Annotated in this window: 21 protein-coding genes; 7 read left to right on the top strand and 14 right to left on the bottom strand. The window is 65.1% G+C overall.

The annotated features are described in order from the left end of the window. Positions 1-29: 29 nt before the first annotated feature. From BMZ97_RS14700 to BMZ97_RS31735, 4 genes are all read right to left on the bottom strand, one after another. A complete protein-coding gene (locus tag BMZ97_RS14700; RefSeq protein ID WP_069689820.1) occupies positions 30-281 on the bottom strand; it encodes a hypothetical protein in 252 nt (83 codons plus the stop codon). A 173-nt stretch (positions 282-454) separates the two neighbouring features. Then, positions 455-1,789, bottom strand: a complete 1,335-nt coding sequence (locus BMZ97_RS14695) for an 8-oxoguanine deaminase (protein WP_092170624.1) — start codon at positions 1,787-1,789, stop codon at positions 455-457. 90 nt (positions 1,790-1,879) lie between these two features. Then, on the bottom strand, positions 1,880-2,182 hold the full coding sequence (locus tag BMZ97_RS14690; protein ID WP_244546410.1) for a hypothetical protein: 303 nt from the start codon (positions 2,180-2,182) through the stop codon (positions 1,880-1,882). A 96-nt stretch (positions 2,183-2,278) separates the two neighbouring features. After that, on the bottom strand, positions 2,279-2,407 hold the full coding sequence (locus BMZ97_RS31735; RefSeq protein WP_280141746.1) for a hypothetical protein: 129 nt from the start codon (positions 2,405-2,407) through the stop codon (positions 2,279-2,281). Between BMZ97_RS31735 and dapD the strand changes: the two genes are divergently transcribed. Further along, on the top strand, positions 2,406-3,251 hold the full coding sequence (gene dapD / locus BMZ97_RS14685) for a 2,3,4,5-tetrahydropyridine-2,6-dicarboxylate N-succinyltransferase (RefSeq protein ID WP_092170618.1): 846 nt from the start codon (positions 2,406-2,408) through the stop codon (positions 3,249-3,251). The genes BMZ97_RS31735 and dapD overlap by 2 nt on opposite strands. Positions 3,252-3,409: 158 nt before the next feature. Here dapD and BMZ97_RS31820 read toward each other — a convergent pair whose 3' ends face one another. From BMZ97_RS31820 to BMZ97_RS14665, 4 genes are all read right to left on the bottom strand, one after another. Continuing rightward, positions 3,410-3,535, bottom strand: coding sequence for a hypothetical protein (locus BMZ97_RS31820; protein ID WP_348272110.1), 126 nt, complete (start codon positions 3,533-3,535; stop codon positions 3,410-3,412). 158 nt (positions 3,536-3,693) lie between these two features. Next, a complete protein-coding gene (locus BMZ97_RS14675) occupies positions 3,694-4,314 on the bottom strand; it encodes a glutathione S-transferase family protein (RefSeq protein ID WP_092170615.1) in 621 nt (206 codons plus the stop codon). A gap of 214 nt (positions 4,315-4,528) precedes the next feature. After that, the gene (locus BMZ97_RS14670) at positions 4,529-5,056 is read right to left on the bottom strand and encodes a DUF1269 domain-containing protein (RefSeq protein ID WP_092170613.1); all 528 of its coding nucleotides are present in this window, start codon (positions 5,054-5,056) and stop codon (positions 4,529-4,531) included. An 88-nt stretch (positions 5,057-5,144) separates the two neighbouring features. Further along, on the bottom strand, positions 5,145-6,638 hold the full coding sequence (locus tag BMZ97_RS14665) for an MDR family MFS transporter (protein ID WP_092170610.1): 1,494 nt from the start codon (positions 6,636-6,638) through the stop codon (positions 5,145-5,147). A 465-nt stretch (positions 6,639-7,103) separates the two neighbouring features. Here BMZ97_RS14665 and BMZ97_RS14660 point away from each other — a divergent pair, with 465 nt between their 5' ends. The 3 genes from BMZ97_RS14660 to BMZ97_RS14650 all read left to right on the top strand — a co-directional run bounded on the left by BMZ97_RS14660 (position 7,104) and on the right by BMZ97_RS14650 (position 8,827). Continuing rightward, entirely contained in the window at positions 7,104-7,367 is a 264-nt protein-coding gene (locus BMZ97_RS14660) for a DUF1488 family protein (RefSeq protein WP_092170608.1), read from the top strand. A 51-nt stretch (positions 7,368-7,418) separates the two neighbouring features. Then, positions 7,419-7,625 carry a hypothetical protein gene (locus tag BMZ97_RS30750; RefSeq protein WP_139221224.1) on the top strand — a complete coding sequence of 69 codons (207 nt, stop codon included), beginning with the start codon at positions 7,419-7,421 and terminating at the stop codon, positions 7,623-7,625. Positions 7,626-7,744: 119 nt separating this feature from the next. Next, a complete protein-coding gene (locus BMZ97_RS14650; protein ID WP_092171462.1) occupies positions 7,745-8,827 on the top strand; it encodes an alpha/beta fold hydrolase in 1,083 nt (360 codons plus the stop codon). Between the two features lie 112 nt (positions 8,828-8,939). Here the strand turns inward: BMZ97_RS14650 and BMZ97_RS14645 are convergent, their stop codons facing one another. Then, positions 8,940-9,344, bottom strand: a complete 405-nt coding sequence (locus BMZ97_RS14645) for a VOC family protein (RefSeq protein WP_092170602.1) — start codon at positions 9,342-9,344, stop codon at positions 8,940-8,942. A 213-nt stretch (positions 9,345-9,557) separates the two neighbouring features. Between BMZ97_RS14645 and BMZ97_RS14640 the strand changes: the two genes are divergently transcribed. The 3 genes from BMZ97_RS14640 (at position 9,558) to BMZ97_RS14630 (ending at position 11,659) form a co-directional block, all read left to right on the top strand. Further along, positions 9,558-10,088, top strand: coding sequence for an isochorismatase family protein (locus tag BMZ97_RS14640; RefSeq protein WP_092170598.1), 531 nt, complete (start codon positions 9,558-9,560; stop codon positions 10,086-10,088). A gap of 189 nt (positions 10,089-10,277) precedes the next feature. Next, complete coding sequence (locus tag BMZ97_RS14635; RefSeq protein WP_244546409.1) at positions 10,278-11,282, top strand: Vgb family protein; 1,005 nt, start codon at positions 10,278-10,280, stop codon at positions 11,280-11,282. Further along, on the top strand, positions 11,279-11,659 hold the full coding sequence (locus BMZ97_RS14630) for a c-type cytochrome (RefSeq protein WP_092170596.1): 381 nt from the start codon (positions 11,279-11,281) through the stop codon (positions 11,657-11,659). The genes BMZ97_RS14635 and BMZ97_RS14630 overlap by 4 nt, the downstream gene beginning before the upstream one ends. Positions 11,660-11,846: 187 nt before the next feature. On the opposite strand, the gene BMZ97_RS14625 is transcribed toward BMZ97_RS14630, so the two are convergent. The 5 genes from BMZ97_RS14625 to BMZ97_RS14605 form a co-directional block, all read right to left on the bottom strand. Further along, positions 11,847-12,839, bottom strand: coding sequence for a branched-chain amino acid ABC transporter permease (locus BMZ97_RS14625; protein ID WP_092170594.1), 993 nt, complete (start codon positions 12,837-12,839; stop codon positions 11,847-11,849). A gap of 34 nt (positions 12,840-12,873) precedes the next feature. Then, entirely contained in the window at positions 12,874-13,761 is an 888-nt protein-coding gene (locus BMZ97_RS14620) for a branched-chain amino acid ABC transporter permease (protein ID WP_092170592.1), read from the bottom strand. 191 nt (positions 13,762-13,952) lie between these two features. Then, positions 13,953-15,158 (bottom strand): ABC transporter substrate-binding protein, encoded by a 1,206-nt coding sequence (locus BMZ97_RS14615; RefSeq protein WP_092171456.1) that lies wholly within the window; start codon positions 15,156-15,158, stop codon positions 13,953-13,955. 107 nt (positions 15,159-15,265) lie between these two features. After that, the gene (locus BMZ97_RS14610; protein WP_092170589.1) at positions 15,266-16,009 is read right to left on the bottom strand and encodes an ABC transporter ATP-binding protein; all 744 of its coding nucleotides are present in this window, start codon (positions 16,007-16,009) and stop codon (positions 15,266-15,268) included. Further along, positions 15,999-16,763: an ABC transporter ATP-binding protein gene (locus BMZ97_RS14605; RefSeq protein WP_092170586.1), complete on the bottom strand. Its 765-nt coding sequence runs from the start codon at positions 16,761-16,763 to the stop codon at positions 15,999-16,001. The genes BMZ97_RS14610 and BMZ97_RS14605 overlap by 11 nt, the downstream gene beginning before the upstream one ends. Positions 16,764-16,829: the final 66 nt, after the last annotated feature.

The following is a 16,829-nucleotide window of genomic DNA, read 5'->3' as shown; positions in this document are numbered from 1 at the left end:
GCGTCAAAACAAAGACCCGGGGTGGGCTGTCACCAGCGCCGGAAACCGTAACCGAAGCCGTAGCCGTAATAGGGGCCATAGTAGTCGCGCTCGACCCAGACCCTGCGGCTTGCCGAGCGGTCGAGCTCGATATGGAGCAGGCAATTCGCATAGCCGTCGGTGCCGGGGCGGAAGCCGTAGGAGCGGCAGCGCTCCTCATCGAGCGCGCGTCGCTCGGCGATCGTGACGCAGCCGCTGCCGAGAAGAGCCAACCCCAATGCCGCGATCAAACCGATCTTCATGGCGCCTGACTCCCTTGGCCGTGATCCGCCAGGAATCAAGCCGAGAAATGCGTCAAGATTCCGAGCGACGAAAGCGTTTTCGAGCGAAGTGGACACCGGTTTGCGTGAAGAAAACGCGTTAAAACAAAGAGGGGATCCGTTTCCGATCCAATTGGATCGGAAACGGATCCCGCTCAGGCGTAACGTCTTGCCGCTGCCCCATGCGAGCGCCGCAGCGCTGCCAGATCGAGCCCCGGCACGGCCCCGTCGATCACCCGCCAGGCGCCGGCGACCATCACCCGGTCGGCCCGGTTCGCGCCGCACAGCACCAGCGCCGCGACCGGGTCATGCGCACCGGAAAAGCGCAATTCGTCGAGGCAAAACAGCGCCAGATCCGCCTGCAGGCCGGGCGCGATCCGCCCGATGTCGGAGCGTCCAAGGCAGCGCGCCGAGCCCTCCGTCGCCCAGCGGATCACGTCGCGCGCGGTCACAGCCGTGGCGCTCTCATAGCGGAGGCGGTTGATCAGAAGTGCGTGGCGCAACTCCTCCATCAGGTTCGAGCCGTCATTGGAGGCCGAGCCGTCGACGCCTAAGCCGAGCGGCGCTCCGGCTGCCTCCAATTCACGCGTCCGGCAGAAGCCGGAGGCCAGCACCCCGTTCGAGGTCGGGCAATGGCAGATTCCGACGCCGGCTGCCCCCAGCCTTTCGCATTCCTCGCAGCTGAAATGCACGCCATGCGCCAGCCAGGTCTTTGGCCGCATCCAGCCGGTCTCCTCCAGCAGGTCGAGCGGGCGCTTGCCATAGACTTCGAGGCAATAGGCGTCCTCGTCCCTGGTCTCGGCGAGATGGGTGTGCAGCGGTGCATCGAAGCGTGCTGCCAGCTCCGCGCTCTTTTTCATCAACGCTGGCGTCACCGAGAAGGGCGAGCAGGGTGCGAGCGCGATCTGGACCATGCTGCCCGGCGCAGGATCGTGGAACAGGGAAAGCACCCGCTCGCTGTCGCTCAGGATCGTTTCCTCGTCCTGGACGACGCTGTCGGGCGGCAGGCCGCCATCCTTCTGCGACAGGTTCATCGAGCCGCGCGAGATCGTGGCGCGGATGCCCAGAGCCCGCGCCTCCTCGACCGCGATGTCGACGGCGTTCTCCAGCCCCTTCGGGTAGAGGTAATGATGGTCCGCCGCTGTGGTGCAGCCTGAGAGCAAAAGCTCCGTCAGCGCGACGCGGACCGCCAACCGCAGGTCATCGGGCGTTAATCTCGCCCAGAGCGGGTAGAGTGCGGTCAGCCAGGGAAACAGCTCGCGATCGATCGCGGCCGGATGGGCTCGCGTCAGCGTCTGGTAGAAATGGTGATGCGTGTTGATCAGGCCGGGCAGCACGACATGGTGCGAGGCGTCGAAGACCGCATCGATGGGCAGGGCAGGGGAGCCGGCTGCCGGCACGAGCTCGGCGATGATCGCGCCATCGACGACGATCCCGCCGCCGGCATTATCCGCGACGATGCCGAGCGGGTTCTTGATCCAGAGGCGCATGCACGAATCCTGTCTGGCGCTTTCGTCGCCGGTGTTCCCACGGTCGCGGCGAACAGAAGCCAGGCTGGCGGCGAAAGCAACAGCCGCGCGTCAATCGCGCCAGATCGGATCGCGGCTCTTGCAGCGATAGCCGATGAAGCAGCTCGGCGTGTCGCGGCTCGGCACCCAGGCGGGCTCTACCCCCTCGTCGAACTCGCAAAAGCTGCGGTTGGCGACGAAGCGGTCATAGGTGTAGCCGCCGGTGCCGAGCACGATCGCGCCGTTCGCCGCGACGCTCTGCCGGTTGACGCTGCAGGGCCGGTTCGTGGTTGAAGGCCGCGATTGCGCGAGCGCAGCGTCGAGCGGCATGGTCAGCAACAGGCATAAGGCCAAGCACATGGCAATGAGTTTCATGGTCCCCTCCGGTGCGCTGGGCATAGTGGCTACAGCATAACCGGTATTCGGGCCTGGCGTTCCCGCATAGATCCTTGCGCCTTGACGCCGCCGCCCTCATCCGCCATCGCTCCGGCCGTCATGCTCGGGCTTGTCCCGAGCATCCACGCCTTCGATCAATCGTCCACGCCGCCAGACGTGGATGGTCGGCACAGGGCCGACCATGACGAGAAAGAGCCGAGCCATGACGTCCCTCACCGATCTCGCCGCTACCATCGACGCCGCCTGGGAGGCTCGCTCCGAGATCGGCATCAACACCAAAGGCGCGGTCCGCGAGGCGGTCGAACAGGCGATCGAATTGCTCGATGCCGGCGAGGCCCGTGTCGCTGAGAAGATCGGCGCCGAGTGGGTCGTGCATCAATGGTTGAAGAAGGCGGTGCTGCTCTCCTTCCGCCTGACCGACAATATGATCATCGCCAATGGCCCCGGCGAAGGCGTGTTCTGGGACAAGGTGCCCTCAAAGTTCGAAGGCTGGGGCGAGAACCGCTTCCGCGCCGCGGGCTTCCGCGTCGTGCCGCCGGCCGCCGCGCGCAAGGGCTCCTTCCTCGCCCCGAACGTCGTGCTGATGCCGTCCTTCGTCAACATCGGCGCCTATGTCGACAGCGGCACCATGGTCGATACTTGGGCAACGGTCGGCTCCTGCGCCCAGATCGGCAAGAACGTCCATCTCTCGGGCGGCGTCGGTATCGGCGGCGTGCTCGAGCCGCTGCAGGCCAACCCGACCATCATCGAGGACAACTGCTTCATCGGCGCCCGCTCCGAGGTGGTCGAGGGCGTGATCGTCGGCGAGGGCTCGGTGCTCTCGATGGGTGTGTTCATCTCGGCCTCGACCAAGATCGTCGACCGCGCAACCGGCCAGATCCATATCGGCAAGGTGCCGCCCTATTCGGTGGTGGTCCCGGGCTCGCTGCCCGGCAAGCCGTTCCCGGACGGTACGCCCGGCCCCTCGCTCTCCTGCGCCGTCATCGTCAAGACGGTCGACGCCCAGACGCGCTCGAAGACCGGCATCAACGAATTGCTGCGCGACTGATCGCATTGCCTTCTCGTCATTGCGAGGAGACGTGGCCGACGAAGCAATCCAGAGCGTCTCGCTCGACGTCCCCCTGGATTGCTTCGCTACGCTCGCAATGACGCGACCGATGCCTCAGCCCACTGGCGTCGATGCGCCGGCTTCCGGATCCGCCGCCGTCACACCGGCCAGCGCGTCGCGCAGGGCCCGTTCGCGCGATGGTCGAGTGAGGTCTTCAGCATCACGCCGCCGGTGCCCTTGATGGCTTCGAGCGCCTTGTCGCCGGTCACGCGCTTGACCAGCACGAACAGCGCGGCGTTGCCCTGCTGCGGGCTTGTGGCGTGTGAGTGCGAGACCAGAATGTGAGCGAACCTCGGGCGCGCCCGCAGCGTGACTGGGGAATGAGAACTTTCGATCCAAAGGCGACGTTGGCAGCCGTCATGCCTCTAAGCTTGATCGCCACCTATCGCGGTGCTGCGTTGAACCTCGCACGAACCGACCTAGCCGCAGGACGGCCGTAGCATCGTTCTAGCCAAGCGGCGGTTGGCGTATGGCGCTCCATTTCAAGCCACGGCGTCCGGGAAGGCGAGAGCACGCAGGCGACGTTGAAGTCGGCGACCGTAAACCGGTCGGCCGCCAGCCAGTCCCGAGCTGCCAACGTCGCATCGAGGCGGTCCAGTTCCCTGTGCGCTTCGGCAAGGGCGAAGCCGGCCGTAGCTCCGCTGTAGACCGGCTTCCCACCGTCACGTCTGACCCAAGGTTCGAGATGTTGCTGAGCCCAAAGCGACCAACGCCAAACATTCGCCTCAACACGTGGGTCCGAAGGATATAGTCCTTCTCCGCTCGGAGGACTAAACGTTTTGGCCAAATAGAGATTGATCGCCAGAGACTCTCCCAGGCCGAAGCCGTTGTGGTCGATTGTGGGCACGGCTCCCGCGGGATTGATCGTCAGGAACTCGTCGGTCTTCAGCCAAGGGTCATCCCAGTTCACCGAAACATGATCGTAATCGATACCGAGCTCCTCAGCCATCCAGAGGGTGCGCATGGTGCGCGAGCGGGGTGATCCGTAGATTGTGAGCGCCATGAGCTACTATAGCAGAGTTCGCGGAGAAGGGGCCGCTTCCCACCCCGAAATGCTCAACGGCGAACGTGTAAGGGGTTTTCGCTTGACGGCGAGGGCCCGATTACAGAAGCCGTCATTCTTGGGCGAAGCGAAGCTTCGACCCAAGAATGACGTGACGGTCGGACACTGGTTTCCAAGATGGTCGGGTCAAGCCCGACCATGACGAGCAGGCTCCTCAGCCCACTGGCGTCGATGCGCCGGCTTCCGGAGTCGCCGCCGTCACGCCCGCCAGCGCGTCGCGCAATTGCTGCTCACGGCTGTGGTCGAGCGAGGTCTTCAGCACCACGCCCCCCGTGCCCTTGACGGCGTCGAGCACCTTGTCGGCGGTCATCTTGTTGATCAGCAGGAAGAGCGCGGCATTGCCCGGCTGGAGGTTGGCGGCGAGCTCCTTCATGAAGCCGTCATTGACGCCGTAATCGGTCAGCGCCCCGCCGAGCGCGCCCGAGGCCGCGCCCAGCGCCGCGCCGAACATCGGCATCAGGAAAATCGCGCCGATCAGCAGACCCCAGAACGAGCCTGAGACGGCGCCGAGCGCGGTGGTGTTGAGCAGCTGGTTCAACTTGATCTTGCCGCCCTCATGCATCACCGCGATGGCGGCATCGCCGAGTTCGATCAGATATTCCTTCTGCAGCGAGACGACCTTCTGGCGCATTTCCTCGGCGCGGGCCTCGCTCGGATAGACGATGACGACGAGATCGGACATGGGATGCTCCTGCGTGAAGGCGTGACGAAGCCCGCCGCGGCGATGCGGCGGGCTCTTGGCGAACGCGCGGGGGCGGCGACTGTTCCGGTTATTCGCCGCCGGCCGCCTTCGCCGCTTCCACCGCGCTGCTGCGCAGGGGCAGTTCCTTCATCCGCACCATCAGCAGCAGCGCCATCGCGAAGCCGAAGCAGGTCGCCGCGAAAACATAGCGGAACAGCTCGATCATCGTCGCGCGATCGACCGTTCCCAGCTTCAGCGCTTCGGGGGAGAGCCCGACGCCGGCTCCACCGACGCCGCCGAGCACGATCGCGCCGAACACCGCCACGATCAGCGCCCCGCCGATCTGGCGGAAGAAGTTCGCGATCGCCGTCGCTGTGCCGAGCTGATGCGGCAGCACAGCGTTTTGGATCGAGACCGTCGCCACCGGCAGCATGGTGCCGAGCCCCAGGCTGATCACCGCCAGCGTCAGCGAGAAGGGCAGGAGCGGCATCTGCCCGGCATAAATCGTCAGCAGCGCCGCTCCCAATGTCGCGACGCTCAACCCCGCCACCGGCACGCGCTTGTAATGCGTCAGTCGTGTCAGTGAGCGGCCCGACAAGGTCGCGCCCATCACGGTGCCGCAGGTCAATGGCAGGAGGCCGAGTCCCGAGGCTGACGCGCTCATCCCCGCCACCGTCTCGAAATAGAGCGGCAGATAGATCGTCAGGCCGATGAAGGTGCCCATGCCGAAGCCCGCGGCGGTCGTGCCCATCCGCACCACCGGATTGGCGAGGAGGTCGAGCGGGATCAGCGGTTCGGCCGCCGTCCGCAGCCGCCAGGCGAAGACGGCCCACAACACGACCGAGAAGGCCACGAGTCCGATGATCCGGGCCGAGGCCCAGGGATAATAGGTGCCACCCCAGGAGAGCGCGAGCAGCAGCGTCATCGTCGCGCTGGTCATCAGCAGGGCGCCAGCGACGTCGAGCTTGTGCGGTCGCTCATGGCGCGGGAGCCGCTTCAATGCCGAGCTCGTCATCCAATAGGCGGCAAGCCCCAATGGCAGGTTGATCCAGAAGATCACCGACCAGTGCAGCGCCTCGGCGATGACGCCGCCGAGAACCGGGCCGAGCACGGAGGAGGCCATGAAGACGGCGGCGAAATAGACTTGGTATTTGCCCCGTTCCTTGGGCGAGACCATATCGGCGATGATGGTCTGCGCCAGCGCGATCAGCCCGCCGCCGCCCAACCCCTGGACGAAGCGCGCGATCACCAGGAGCCAGAGGTTCGGAGCAAGCGCGCACGCCACGGAGCCGACGACGAAGACGACGATGCCCGAAAGCAGCGTCACCCGCCGGCCATGGATGTCGGCGAGCTTGCCGTAGAGCGGCGTCACCGCGGTCGAGGCGAGCAGATAGGCCGTCACCACCCAGGGAAGATGCGTGACGTCGTTGAGCTCGCGCCCGATCGTCGGCATCGCGGTGGCGACGATGGTCTGGTCCAGCGCCGCCAGCAACATGGCGAGCATGATGCCGAACAGGATGCTGCGAATATCCTCATGGGTAAGGGGCGCCGAATGCGCCGCCGTCTCGACCCGTTTGTCCATGGTCACTCGGCCTGCCCGTGCGTTGGGAGAATGGCAGACTTGTAAGGCTGGGGCATGCCATGCGCCAGAGGCGGGACGTGCCGCCGCTGCATAGCGGACCGGCCAGTCCTGCGAGGCCCAAGCCTTGTTCGCAAGGCCCAAGCCTTATTATTGCGCGGCCCTTACAATGCGCGGCTGCCTTCCCCATGTCCGAGGAACGGTCGTCGAGAACAAGCCGCCCCGCGGTTGATCTGTTCTGACCTGACCGTCCTTGAGAAAACGATCAGCTTGCTTGAGCCCCTCGGGAGCCGACGGCGCACATACACAGTGGAGCGGGCGCTCGCTGCGTTCGGTGCACGCTTGCGCCGGTCATTGGTGGCCCACGCGCTCTGGCTCGGCCGCACTTCCGGGCCGTGGATCAGCAGGCTGCGGCGCTGGCATCCTGAAGCTGGTCGTGACAGGCAACCGCAAGAAAGCAGGCCGACCATGGCGCTGAATTTTCCCAACCCGGTCCGTAGTTTCGACGCAGGGCGCTCCTGCGTCAGCTTCTGGGGCTCGGATGCTTCGCTGGAGATCACCTTCCAGATCGAGATGAACGCCTTGCGCAAGCTGGGTTCCGGCATCAATGACAGTCAGGCGCAGGTGCTCGATGTCTTCGATCGGAACCGGGACACGATCTTGAAGGCGGCCTCGAACGCCTATGCCCGGCACCGGGCTAGCTATCACCGCCTGACGCCCGCGGACTTCTAGACGCCGCGCAACTGTTCCAACGCCTTAATCCGTCTCACGGAGGATGATGACATGGCCAGTCAGCCATATAAGCCGGGTGACCTGGTCAATCTCGAACCGGGTTTCGCCAATCAGGCAAGGCTCGGCCTCTACGAGATCCTGCGGGTAATGCCGCCGCGCGACAACAAGGAAGAGCAGTATCGCGTGCGTGGGCCCGACGGCCTCGAACGCGCCATCGGTCACCACGAGATCGCCGAGACACCTGTCAGACAGGGCTGAGGCGGCTCGATCCCTGCGCAGCGCCTCCCTTGCCTCGTCCCTTGTTCGGCGCGATCCTTCGTTCAAGGGAGGATCGCCCGGCGGCAAGCCGTGGCGGCGACAACGAAGGTGCCACCATCATGACCATCGCAAGCTGGCCGCGCCGCGCGGTCGCGGCCTTCATCCTGTCCATCGTCGCGATGGCGGCCTCGGCGGCCGACTATCCCGCGCCCAAGCGCGGTGTCTGGGTGGCCAGGGATTTCCGCTTTCAGAGCGGCGAGACATTGGCCGAACTGAAGCTCGGCTACGCCACCATCGGCGACCCCGCGGGCGAACCGGTGGTGATCCTGCACGGCACGGCGGGTTCGGCGGCGAGCCTGCTGACACCGGCTTTTGCGGGCGAATTATTCGGCTCGGGCCAACCGCTCGACGCGGCGAAATACTTCATCATCCTGCCGGATTCGATTGGCGCCGGAGCCTCCTCCAAGCCTTCCGACGGGCTGAAGGTGAAGTTCCCACGCTATAATTACGAGGACATGGTCGCAGCCCAGCACAAGCTGGTCAGCGAGGGGTTGGGGCTGCGCCATGTCCGGCTCGTGCTCGGCAATTCGATGGGTGGCATGCATGTCTGGCTCTGGGGCGTCCGGCATCCCGATTTCATGGACGCGCTGGTGCCGATGGCTTCGCAGCCGACGCCGATGTCGAGCCGCAACTGGATGATGCGGCGCATGATCATCGACGCCGTCCGCAACGATCCGGAGTGGAAGGGCGGCGACTACACCACGCAGCCGCCGGCTTTCCGCACGGCCAATGTCTTCTTCGGTATCGCCACCAGCGGCGGAACGCTCGCCTATCAGAAGCTGGCGCCGACGCGCGCGGCTGCCGACGCGCTGCTCGACGAGCGCCTGAAGGCCGCCTTTAGCGCCGATGCCAACGACTTCCTCTACCAGTGGGATTCCTCACGCGACTACGACGCCTCGCAAGGCCTGGGCGCGATCAAGGCGCCGCTGCTGGCGATCAACTCTGCCGATGACGAGCGCAACCCGCCCGAGACCGGCATCATGGAGCGCGAGTTGAAGCGCCTCGCCAATGGCAAGCTGCTGCTGATCCCGGCAAGCGAGGACACACGCGGCCACGGCACGACCGGGCTTGCGACGTTCTGGGCCAGGGAGATGGGCACCTGGCTCGCCGGCGTGCCCAAGCGCGCGGCGGGAGGGAACTGACGCAAGGCGTCATTCCCGGGCCGCGCAGAGCGCGGACCCGGGAAGCTCGTGAAGGAAGAGGCTGGTCCCGAGATGCTTGGGTCAAGCCCGAGCATGACGAGCGCGTCAGCCTTCACCCCTGCACGGCGGCGGGGTCCATCCACATCAGCTCCCAGACATGGCCGTCGAGATCCTGGAAGCCGTGGCCATACATGAAGCCGCAATCCTGCGGCTCCTTATAGGTCGTGCCGCCGGCCGCCAGCGCCGCCTTGACCATGGCGTCGACATCCGCCCGGCTGTCGCGGGAGAGGCAGGTCAGCACCTCGACCGCCTGGCTCGTATCGGCGATCGGCCTGGGCGAGAAGCTGAGGAATTTCTCATGGGTCAGCAGCATCGCGAAGATGGTGTCGCTGATCACCATGCAGGTCGCGGTTTCGTCGGTGAATTGCGGATTGAACGAGAAGCCGAGCGCCGTGAAGAAGGCGACCGAGGCGTCGAGATCCTTCACGGGCAGGTTGACGAAGATCATCTGTGGCATGGCGTTTCCTTTTCCCTTTCTGGTTTCCGGCCGGGCGTGACAGTCGAGCATTTTCGAGCGAAGTGGGCACCAGTTCGCGTGAAGAAAAGGCGATAGAACAAGGAGCTAGAGCATTTTCCGCACTTCGGAGAAAAGCGGAAATACTCTAGCATGGTGGCACCGAACGGTTCTTCGGTGCGCTCTTATACGAAACCGCTGTTGAAAGAGGCAGTCATGACCCTGCTTTCCGCCACCGACGCCATCCTCGTCGTCATCGATTACCAGGCGCGCCTGATGCCGGCGATCTATGACGGTGCGCGCCTGGTCGCGAACGCCCGGCGCCTGGTCGATGCTGCCGGGCTGTTGGCGGTGCCGGTGCTGATGACCGAGCAGAATCCGACCGGGCTCGGCGGCACGGTGCCGGAGCTCGCGGGCGCCGGCCCCGTGATCGCCAAGATGAGCTTCGATTCCTGTGCGGAACCCGCCTTCCTCGAGGCGCTGGCCGGCGATGCGCAGCTCGTCATTTGCGGCTGCGAGGCGCATGTCTGTGTCGGCCAGACCGTTTTGAGCCTGCTCGAGCATCGCCGCCGCGTCGCCGTGGTGCAGGATGCGATCGGTTCGCGCGCGCCTGAATCCAAGGAGGTCGCGGTCGCGCGCATGGCGCGCCATGGCGCCGAGATCGTCACCACCGAAATGGTGGTGTTCGAATGGCTCAGGACCGCGGCCCATCCGCAGTTCCGCGCCGCGGCGAAGCTGATCCGCTGAAGCTGCGCGAGGCTGGGCAGTGCAAGTTGCATCGTCCCGGTTTCACCATCATGTCGGTTTACTCAAGGAGCCAAGCACTATCCCGGGGCGTTTTCGAAGAAAGCGCATTGAAATAAAAGATTGGAGCCATCGAACGATCCAGCGAGGTCGGACGTTGCTCTAGCCTCTGCCTGACGAAGGAGACGCTCCATGTTGCGCCGTTCCTTTCTCCAGCTCGGCCTCACTGGGCTTGCCGCCCCTGCCTTGATCGGCCGGACCGCCGCGATCGCAGCCGAGACGACCGAGACGAAATTCGCTGTCAGCTATTTCGATATTCCCGCGATCAAGGGCTCCCGCGACGTCACCGATGCTGGCGACGGAACGCTTTGGGTCTGCGGCCAGCGCAATGGCACGCTCGGGCGTTTCGATCCGCGCTCCGGCCAGCTCAAGGTGGTCGAACTCGGCCGGGGCGCGGCGCCCCATGGCGTCATCCGCGGGCCCGACGGCGCGGCCTGGGTGACGGAAGGCGGCCAGAACGCCATCGCCCGTGTCGACGACAAGACCCATGAGGTCGAGCTTTTCAAGCTGCCGGAAGGCAGGGCGAGGGCGAACCTCAACACCGGCGTCTTCGACAAGAGCGGCATCCTCTGGTTCACCGGCCAGAACGGCATCATCGGCCGCTTCGATCCGAAGATGCGCAAGATGGAGGTCTGGGACGCGCCGCGCGGGGCGGGCGCCTATGGCATCACCCTGACACCCTCGGGCGAGGTCTGGTACGCCTCGCTCGCCGGAAACCACATCGCCAGGATCGACACCGGCACGGCCCAGGTCACGGTGGTCGAACCGCCGACTCCCGGACAGGGCGCGCGCCGCGTCTGGTCCGATTCGAAGAACCGGGTCTGGGTCAGTGAATGGAATTCCGGCAATGTCTCGGCCTATGACACGCTGAGCAAGAGCTGGAAGACTTGGAAACTGCCGGGCGACAAGCCGCGCGCCTATTCGGTCTATGTCGACGACGCCGACAAGGTCTGGCTGACCGATTTCAGCGCCAACGCCATCGTGCATTTCGATCCGGTCACCGAGGCTTTCAACAGCTTCCCGAGCGACAAGGCTGGCGCCAATGTCCGCCAGATGGATGGCCGCTCCGGCGAGGCCTGGGGCGGCGAGAGCGGCAATGACCGGCTCGTGCGCATCCAGACGGTGAAACAGGCGTGAGGTCGGCGTCGACCATCGTGGCGGCCGTGGCGCTCGCGTTCTCGGGCGGGTTTGCCGCGGCGCAGGATCTGGCGCGCGGCGAGGCGCTGTTCGAGCCCTGCAAATCCTGTCATAGCCTCGATCCCGCCAAGCAGGGCATGGCCGGGCCGCATCTGGCCGGGCTGAAGGGGCGCGTCGTCGGCTCGGCCGAGGGCTTCGACTACTCGCCTGCCTTCAAGGCGGCGCGCGCCAAGCGCGTCATCTGGGACGAGGCCCGCCTGAGCGCTTATCTCGCCGACCCCGATGCGATGTTCAAGGGCGGCTGGATGAGCCCGCAGGGGCTCGACGACGAGGCCGACCGGGCCGCCGTCGCGGCCTTCCTGATGCGCGGGCGGTAACGGCCGGCAAGGTCGATCAAATCCGCGCCGTCATCCTGGACAAGCGGCGAAGCCGCGCAGCTCCGGGATCCATCCTAGAGCCAAATCCATTACAAGGATCGGCCCTGCGATGGATCCCGGGACGACCTTCGGTCGCCCAGGATGACACGGTGGGGAGGGGCATGCCTCGCCAAAACGGCCTCGGCGCCTACAGCGGCCGCCCGATCTTCTTCGCGATCACGCCCACGATGCCTTCGCGGAAGAGCAGCACGCAGACCACGAAGATCACGCCCTGCACCACCGTGACCCAGGCGCCGAGGCTCGCGAGATAATTCTGCATGGAGACGATGACGAGCGCCCCGACGATCGGCCCGAACACGGTGCCGAGCCCGCCGACCAGCGTCATCAGCACGACCTCGCCCGACATCGACCAATGCACGTCGGTCAGCGAGGCGAGCTGGAAGACGATTGCCTTTGTCGCACCGGCGAGCCCGGCGAGGGAGGCCGAGAGCACGAAGACGGCGAGCTTGTACTGGTTGGCGCGGTAGCCGAGCGAGATCGCGCGCGGCTCGTTGTCCCTGATCGCCTTGCAGACCTGGCCGAAAGGCGAGTGGATGATGCGGTAGATCAACAGCAGCCCGGCCATGAAGATGATCGCGACGACGTAGTAGAGAGCCCTGTCGCCGGTGAGATCGATCAGACCGAAGAGCTTGCCGCGAGGTACCGCCTGGATGCCGTCCTCGCCGCCGGTGAACTTCGGCGCCTGCAGCGAGAAGAAGAACACCATCTGGGCGAGCGCCAGCGTGATCATGGCGAAATAGATGCCTTGCCGGCGGATCGCTAGCGCGCCGAAAGCCAGGCCCAGCACGGCCGAGACCAGCACGCCCGAGAGGATGGCGAGTTCCGGCGTCAGGCCCCAATTCTTGGCAGCATAGGCGCAGACATAGCTCGACATGCCGAAATAGGCGGCATGGCCGAAGGAGAGCAGGCCGCCATAGCCGAGCAGCAGATTGAAGGCGAGCGCGAACAGCGCAAAGCACAGCACCTTCATCACGAAGACGGGATAGGCAAGGTAGGGCGCGACCAGCAGCACCGCGGCAAGGCCGATGAAGATTGCCCGGTGCAACCGCTCGGTGCCCCGGCTCGTCTCGGCCAGGGCAATTGCGCCGGCCGGCGCCTCGACGGAAAGAACGTCAGCCATGGTCACATCCTCGCAGAGTTTGGGAGCGCGGCCATCAAGCCGCCCGCCCGAACAGACCGGCGGGCTTCACCAGCAGCACCAGCACCATAATGATGAAGATGACCGTGGCCGAGGCCTCCGGGTAGAACACCTTGGTCAGGCCTTCGACCAATCCAAGCCCGAAGCCGGTGACGATCGCACCCATGATCGACCCCATGCCGCCGATCACGACGACCGCGAAGACGACGATGATCAAATCGGCGCCCATATTCGGATTGACCGAATAGATCGGCGCGGCGAGCACGCCGGCGAATGCCGCCAGCGCGACGCCGAAGCCGTAGGTCAGAGTCACCAGGAGCGGCACGTTGATGCCGAAGGCCTGGGTCAGGGTCGGGTTCTCGGTGGCGGCGCGCAGATAGGCGCCGAGCCTGGTCTTCTCGATCATGAACCAGGTCACGAGGCAGACGACGAGCGAGGCGCCCACGACCCAGCCGCGATAGTTCGGCAGGAACATGAAGCCGAGATTCTGCCCGCCCTTGAGCGCGTCGGGAATCTGGTAGGGCAGGCCCGACGAGCCGTAATTGTTGCGGAACAGGCCTTGGATGATCAGGGCCAGCCCAAAGGTCAGCAGCAACCCGTAGAGATGGTCGAGATTGGCGAGCTTGGCGATCAGGAAGCGCTCGATCAGCACACCGAAGACGCCGACGATCAAGGGCGCCAGCAGGAGCGCCGCCCAGTAATTGATGCCGAGATAGTTCAGGCACATCCAGGCGACGAAGGCGCCCATCATGTACTGCGCGCCATGGGCGAAGTTGATGATGTTGAGCAATCCGAAGATCACCGCCAGCCCGAGGCTGAGGATGGCGTAGAACGAGCCGTTGATCAGGCCGAGCAGGACCTGGCCGAACAGCGCTTGTGGCGGGATTCCGAGAAGCTCGAACATAGCCGGTCACCTGACCTGAACGCGGTCGTTAATCGAATTGAGAGCGTGATCCCGGCCGGAGCGAAGCAATGGGCCGGGATCCATTTCGGCGGCCGTCATGGTCGGGCTTGACCCGACCATCTCCGAAACCAGCTTGCTCTGGTCACGAGACTCTCAGGGCACAAGCCCGAGAGTGACGCTATAGCAGCCGCTCACTTCTTGACGAGCGGGCACTCGCTTTCGGAGAGCGGGCGGAAGGCCTTGTCGGCCGGCAGCACTGCGAGCTGCTTGTAGTAGTCCCAGGGCCCCTTCGATTCCGACGGCTTCTTGACCTCGAAGAGATACATGTCGTGCATCTTGCGGCCGTCGGCGCGCACCGTGCCCTTGCCGAAGAGCGGATCGTCGGTCGGCATCTCCTTCATCTTCGCCATGACGGTGGCGGTGTCCTTGCTTTTGGCGGCCTCGACCGCCTTGAGATAATGCAGCAAGCCGGAATAGACGCCGGCCTGCACCATGGTCGGCTTCTTGCCGTTGTTGAGCTTGGCGAAGCGCTCCGACCAGGCCCGGGTCTGGTCGTTGGTGTCCCAGTAGAAGGCCTCGGTCAGCACCAGGCCCTGCGCCGTCTGCAGGCCGAGCGCATGCACATCGGAGGCGAAGACGAGGAGCCCGGCGAGCTTCTGGCCGCCGGCGACGATGCCGAATTCGCCGGCCTGCTTGATCGAGTTGATGGTGTCGCCGCCGGCATTGGCGAGCCCGATGACCTTGGCCTTCGAGGCCTGCGCCTGCAGCAGGAAGGAGGAGAAATCGGTGCCCGGGAACGGTGTGCGAACCGCGCCCAGCACCTTGCCGCCATTCTTGGTGATGACCTCGGTGGCGTCGCGCTCCAGCGCATGGCCGAAGGCATAGTCGGCTGTCAGGAAGAACCAGCTGTCGCCGCCGGCCTTGACCATCGCGCCGCCGGTGCCCTGGGCCAGGGCATAGGTGTCGTAGGTCCAGTGGATCGTGTTGGGCGTGCAGGCCTTGCCGGTGAGGTCGGAGGACGCGGCGCCGGAATTGATGTGGATCTTGTTCTTTTCCTTGGTGATCTGGTTCACGGCGAGCGCCACCGAAGAGGTCGGCACGTCGAGGATCAGGTCGACGCCGTCCTGATCATACCATTGCCGGGCGATGGTCGAGCCGACATCGGGCTTGTTCTGATGGTCGGCCGAGACGATCTCGACCTTGATGCCCTTCTCGGCGGCCTTGAAATCCTCGACTGCGAGGCGCGCGGCGATGACCGAGCCCTCGCCGGAGAGGTCGGCATAGAGGCCGGAGCGGTCGTTCAGCACGCCGGCCTTGACGGAGATCTGCTGGGCGAGTGCCGGGCTCGCCATCAGCGCCGCCAGCGCCGTCGTCGCCAGAATGGTCTTGAGTTTCATCATGGTTCTCTCCCTGGAGTGAATGTCGTTTTCGACGTTGTTCTTGTTGTTGAACTGCTTGGTTTTGGCGCTCTTAGTCTTGGCGTTCTGGGTCCTGGAGGGTGGTTTCAGACTCCGAGATAGCCGTGGAGCTTGTCGATATTGGCATCGAGCTCGTCATTGGGGATCATGTCGACGACCTTGCCCTGTTCGACGACATAGTGCCGGTCGGCGACGGTCGCGGCGAAGCGGAAATTCTGCTCGACCAGGATGATGGTGAAGCCCTCGCGCTTCAATCGCGCGATCGTCCGGCCGATCTGTTCGATGATGACCGGGGCCAGCCCCTCGGTCGGCTCGTCGAGCAGGAGGAGATGGGCGCCGGTGCGCAGGATGCGGCCGATCGCCAGCATCTGCTGCTCGCCGCCCGAGAGCTTCGTGCCCTGGCTCTTCAAGCGCTCCTTGATGTTGGGGAAGAGCTCGAAGATCTGCTCGAGCGAAAGCCCGCCCGGCCTGACCTGCGGCGGCAGCAGCAGGTTCTCCTCGACCGAGAGGCTGGCATAGATGCCGCGCTCCTCCGGCACATAGCCGATGCCGAGCCGGGCGATGGCGCGCGAGGGCAGGGCGATCGTCTCGGTGCCCTCCAGCACGACCGAGCCGCGGCGCTTGCCCATCACCCCCATGATCGATTTCAGCGTCGTCGTCTTGCCGGCGCCGTTGCGGCCGAGCAGCGTCACCACCTCGCCGGGAGCAACGTCGAAATCGACGCCGTGCAGCACATGGCTCTCGCCATACCAGGCTTCGAGCCCGCGCACCTTGAGCAGCGGAGCTGTGTCGGCCGTGGGCGCTCCGGCCGCCGTCGTCCTAGTGAGCATGGTCGCCCCCCGAGCCGATATAGGCCTCGATCACGCGCGGATCCTTCGAGACCGCGGCATAGTCACCCTCGGCCAGCACCTGCCCGCGTGCCAAAACCGTGATGCGGTCCGAGAGCGAGGCGACCACCGAGAGATTGTGCTCGACCATCAGGATGGTGCGGTTCACCGAGACCTTGCGGATCAGGGCCTCGATGCGCTCGACATCCTCGCGGCCCATGCCGGCCATCGGCTCGTCGAGCAGCAGCATTTCGGGATCGAGCGCGAGCGTCGTGGCGATCTCGAGCGCGCGCTTGCGGCCATAGCTGAGTTCGGCTGCCGCCAGCCCGGCGAAGGAACCGAGCCCCACCGCATCGAGGAGGCGCATCGCCTCCTCGTCGAGCCCGGCCAGCACCTTCTCCGAGCGCCAGAAATCGAACGAGTCGCCGCGCTTGCGCTGCAGCGCGATGCGCACATTGGTCAGCACGCTGAGCTGCGGGAACACCGCCGAGATCTGGAAGGAGCGCACGAGGCCGAGCCGCGCGATCTCGGCCGGCTTCTCGCGCGTGATGTCGCGGCCGTTATAGATGATCGCGCCCTTGGTCGGGCTGAGGAATTTGGTCAGCAGATTGAAGCATGTCGTCTTGCCGGCGCCGTTGGGGCCGATCAGCGCATGGATGTGTCCGCGCCGGACCTTGAGGTCGACGCCGCTGACGGCTTTGAAGCCGCCGAAGTCCTTGGTCAGTCCCGCCGTCGACAGAATGATGTCGTCAGCCATGGCGATTGCCAGAGCGTAGCATCGTATTCTTTCTTCTTGTTACGTTTCCCCTTGCAGTCATGCTGC

The sequence above is a fragment of the Allobosea sp. OK403 genome (assembly GCF_900113835.1).
Taxonomy (GTDB): Bacteria; Pseudomonadota; Alphaproteobacteria; order Rhizobiales; family Beijerinckiaceae; genus Allobosea.
Note: the sequence above shows the minus strand (reverse complement) of the source record. Positions and strands in the feature narration are given on the sequence as shown.

Excerpts from the sequence above, each read along its gene's own strand:
- BMZ97_RS14635 (WP_244546409.1), top strand. The coding sequence starts at position 10,278 with ATGTTGCGCCGTTCCTTTCTCCAGCTCGGCCTCACTGGGCTTGCCGCC.
- BMZ97_RS14620 (WP_092170592.1), bottom strand. The coding sequence starts at position 13,761 with ATGTTCGAGCTTCTCGGAATCCCGCCACAAGCGCTGTTCGGCCAGGTC.
- BMZ97_RS14650 (WP_092171462.1), top strand. The coding sequence starts at position 7,745 with ATGACCATCGCAAGCTGGCCGCGCCGCGCGGTCGCGGCCTTCATCCTG.
- BMZ97_RS14690 (WP_244546410.1), bottom strand. The coding sequence starts at position 2,182 with ATGAAACTCATTGCCATGTGCTTGGCCTTATGCCTGTTGCTGACCATG.
- BMZ97_RS14605 (WP_092170586.1), bottom strand. The coding sequence starts at position 16,763 with ATGGCTGACGACATCATTCTGTCGACGGCGGGACTGACCAAGGACTTC.
- BMZ97_RS30750 (WP_139221224.1), top strand. The coding sequence starts at position 7,419 with ATGGCCAGTCAGCCATATAAGCCGGGTGACCTGGTCAATCTCGAACCG.
- BMZ97_RS14640 (WP_092170598.1), top strand. The coding sequence starts at position 9,558 with ATGACCCTGCTTTCCGCCACCGACGCCATCCTCGTCGTCATCGATTAC.
- BMZ97_RS14610 (WP_092170589.1), bottom strand. The coding sequence starts at position 16,009 with ATGCTCACTAGGACGACGGCGGCCGGAGCGCCCACGGCCGACACAGCT.
- BMZ97_RS14660 (WP_092170608.1), top strand. The coding sequence starts at position 7,104 with ATGGCGCTGAATTTTCCCAACCCGGTCCGTAGTTTCGACGCAGGGCGC.
- dapD (WP_092170618.1), top strand. The coding sequence starts at position 2,406 with ATGACGTCCCTCACCGATCTCGCCGCTACCATCGACGCCGCCTGGGAG.
- BMZ97_RS14625 (WP_092170594.1), bottom strand. The coding sequence starts at position 12,839 with ATGGCTGACGTTCTTTCCGTCGAGGCGCCGGCCGGCGCAATTGCCCTG.
- BMZ97_RS14615 (WP_092171456.1), bottom strand. The coding sequence starts at position 15,158 with ATGAAACTCAAGACCATTCTGGCGACGACGGCGCTGGCGGCGCTGATG.
- BMZ97_RS14695 (WP_092170624.1), bottom strand. The coding sequence starts at position 1,789 with ATGCGCCTCTGGATCAAGAACCCGCTCGGCATCGTCGCGGATAATGCC.
- BMZ97_RS14670 (WP_092170613.1), bottom strand. The coding sequence starts at position 5,056 with ATGTCCGATCTCGTCGTCATCGTCTATCCGAGCGAGGCCCGCGCCGAG.
- BMZ97_RS14700 (WP_069689820.1), bottom strand. The coding sequence starts at position 281 with ATGAAGATCGGTTTGATCGCGGCATTGGGGTTGGCTCTTCTCGGCAGC.
- BMZ97_RS31735 (WP_280141746.1), bottom strand. The coding sequence starts at position 2,407 with ATGGCTCGGCTCTTTCTCGTCATGGTCGGCCCTGTGCCGACCATCCAC.
- BMZ97_RS14645 (WP_092170602.1), bottom strand. The coding sequence starts at position 9,344 with ATGCCACAGATGATCTTCGTCAACCTGCCCGTGAAGGATCTCGACGCC.
- BMZ97_RS14675 (WP_092170615.1), bottom strand. The coding sequence starts at position 4,314 with ATGGCGCTCACAATCTACGGATCACCCCGCTCGCGCACCATGCGCACC.
- BMZ97_RS14665 (WP_092170610.1), bottom strand. The coding sequence starts at position 6,638 with ATGGACAAACGGGTCGAGACGGCGGCGCATTCGGCGCCCCTTACCCAT.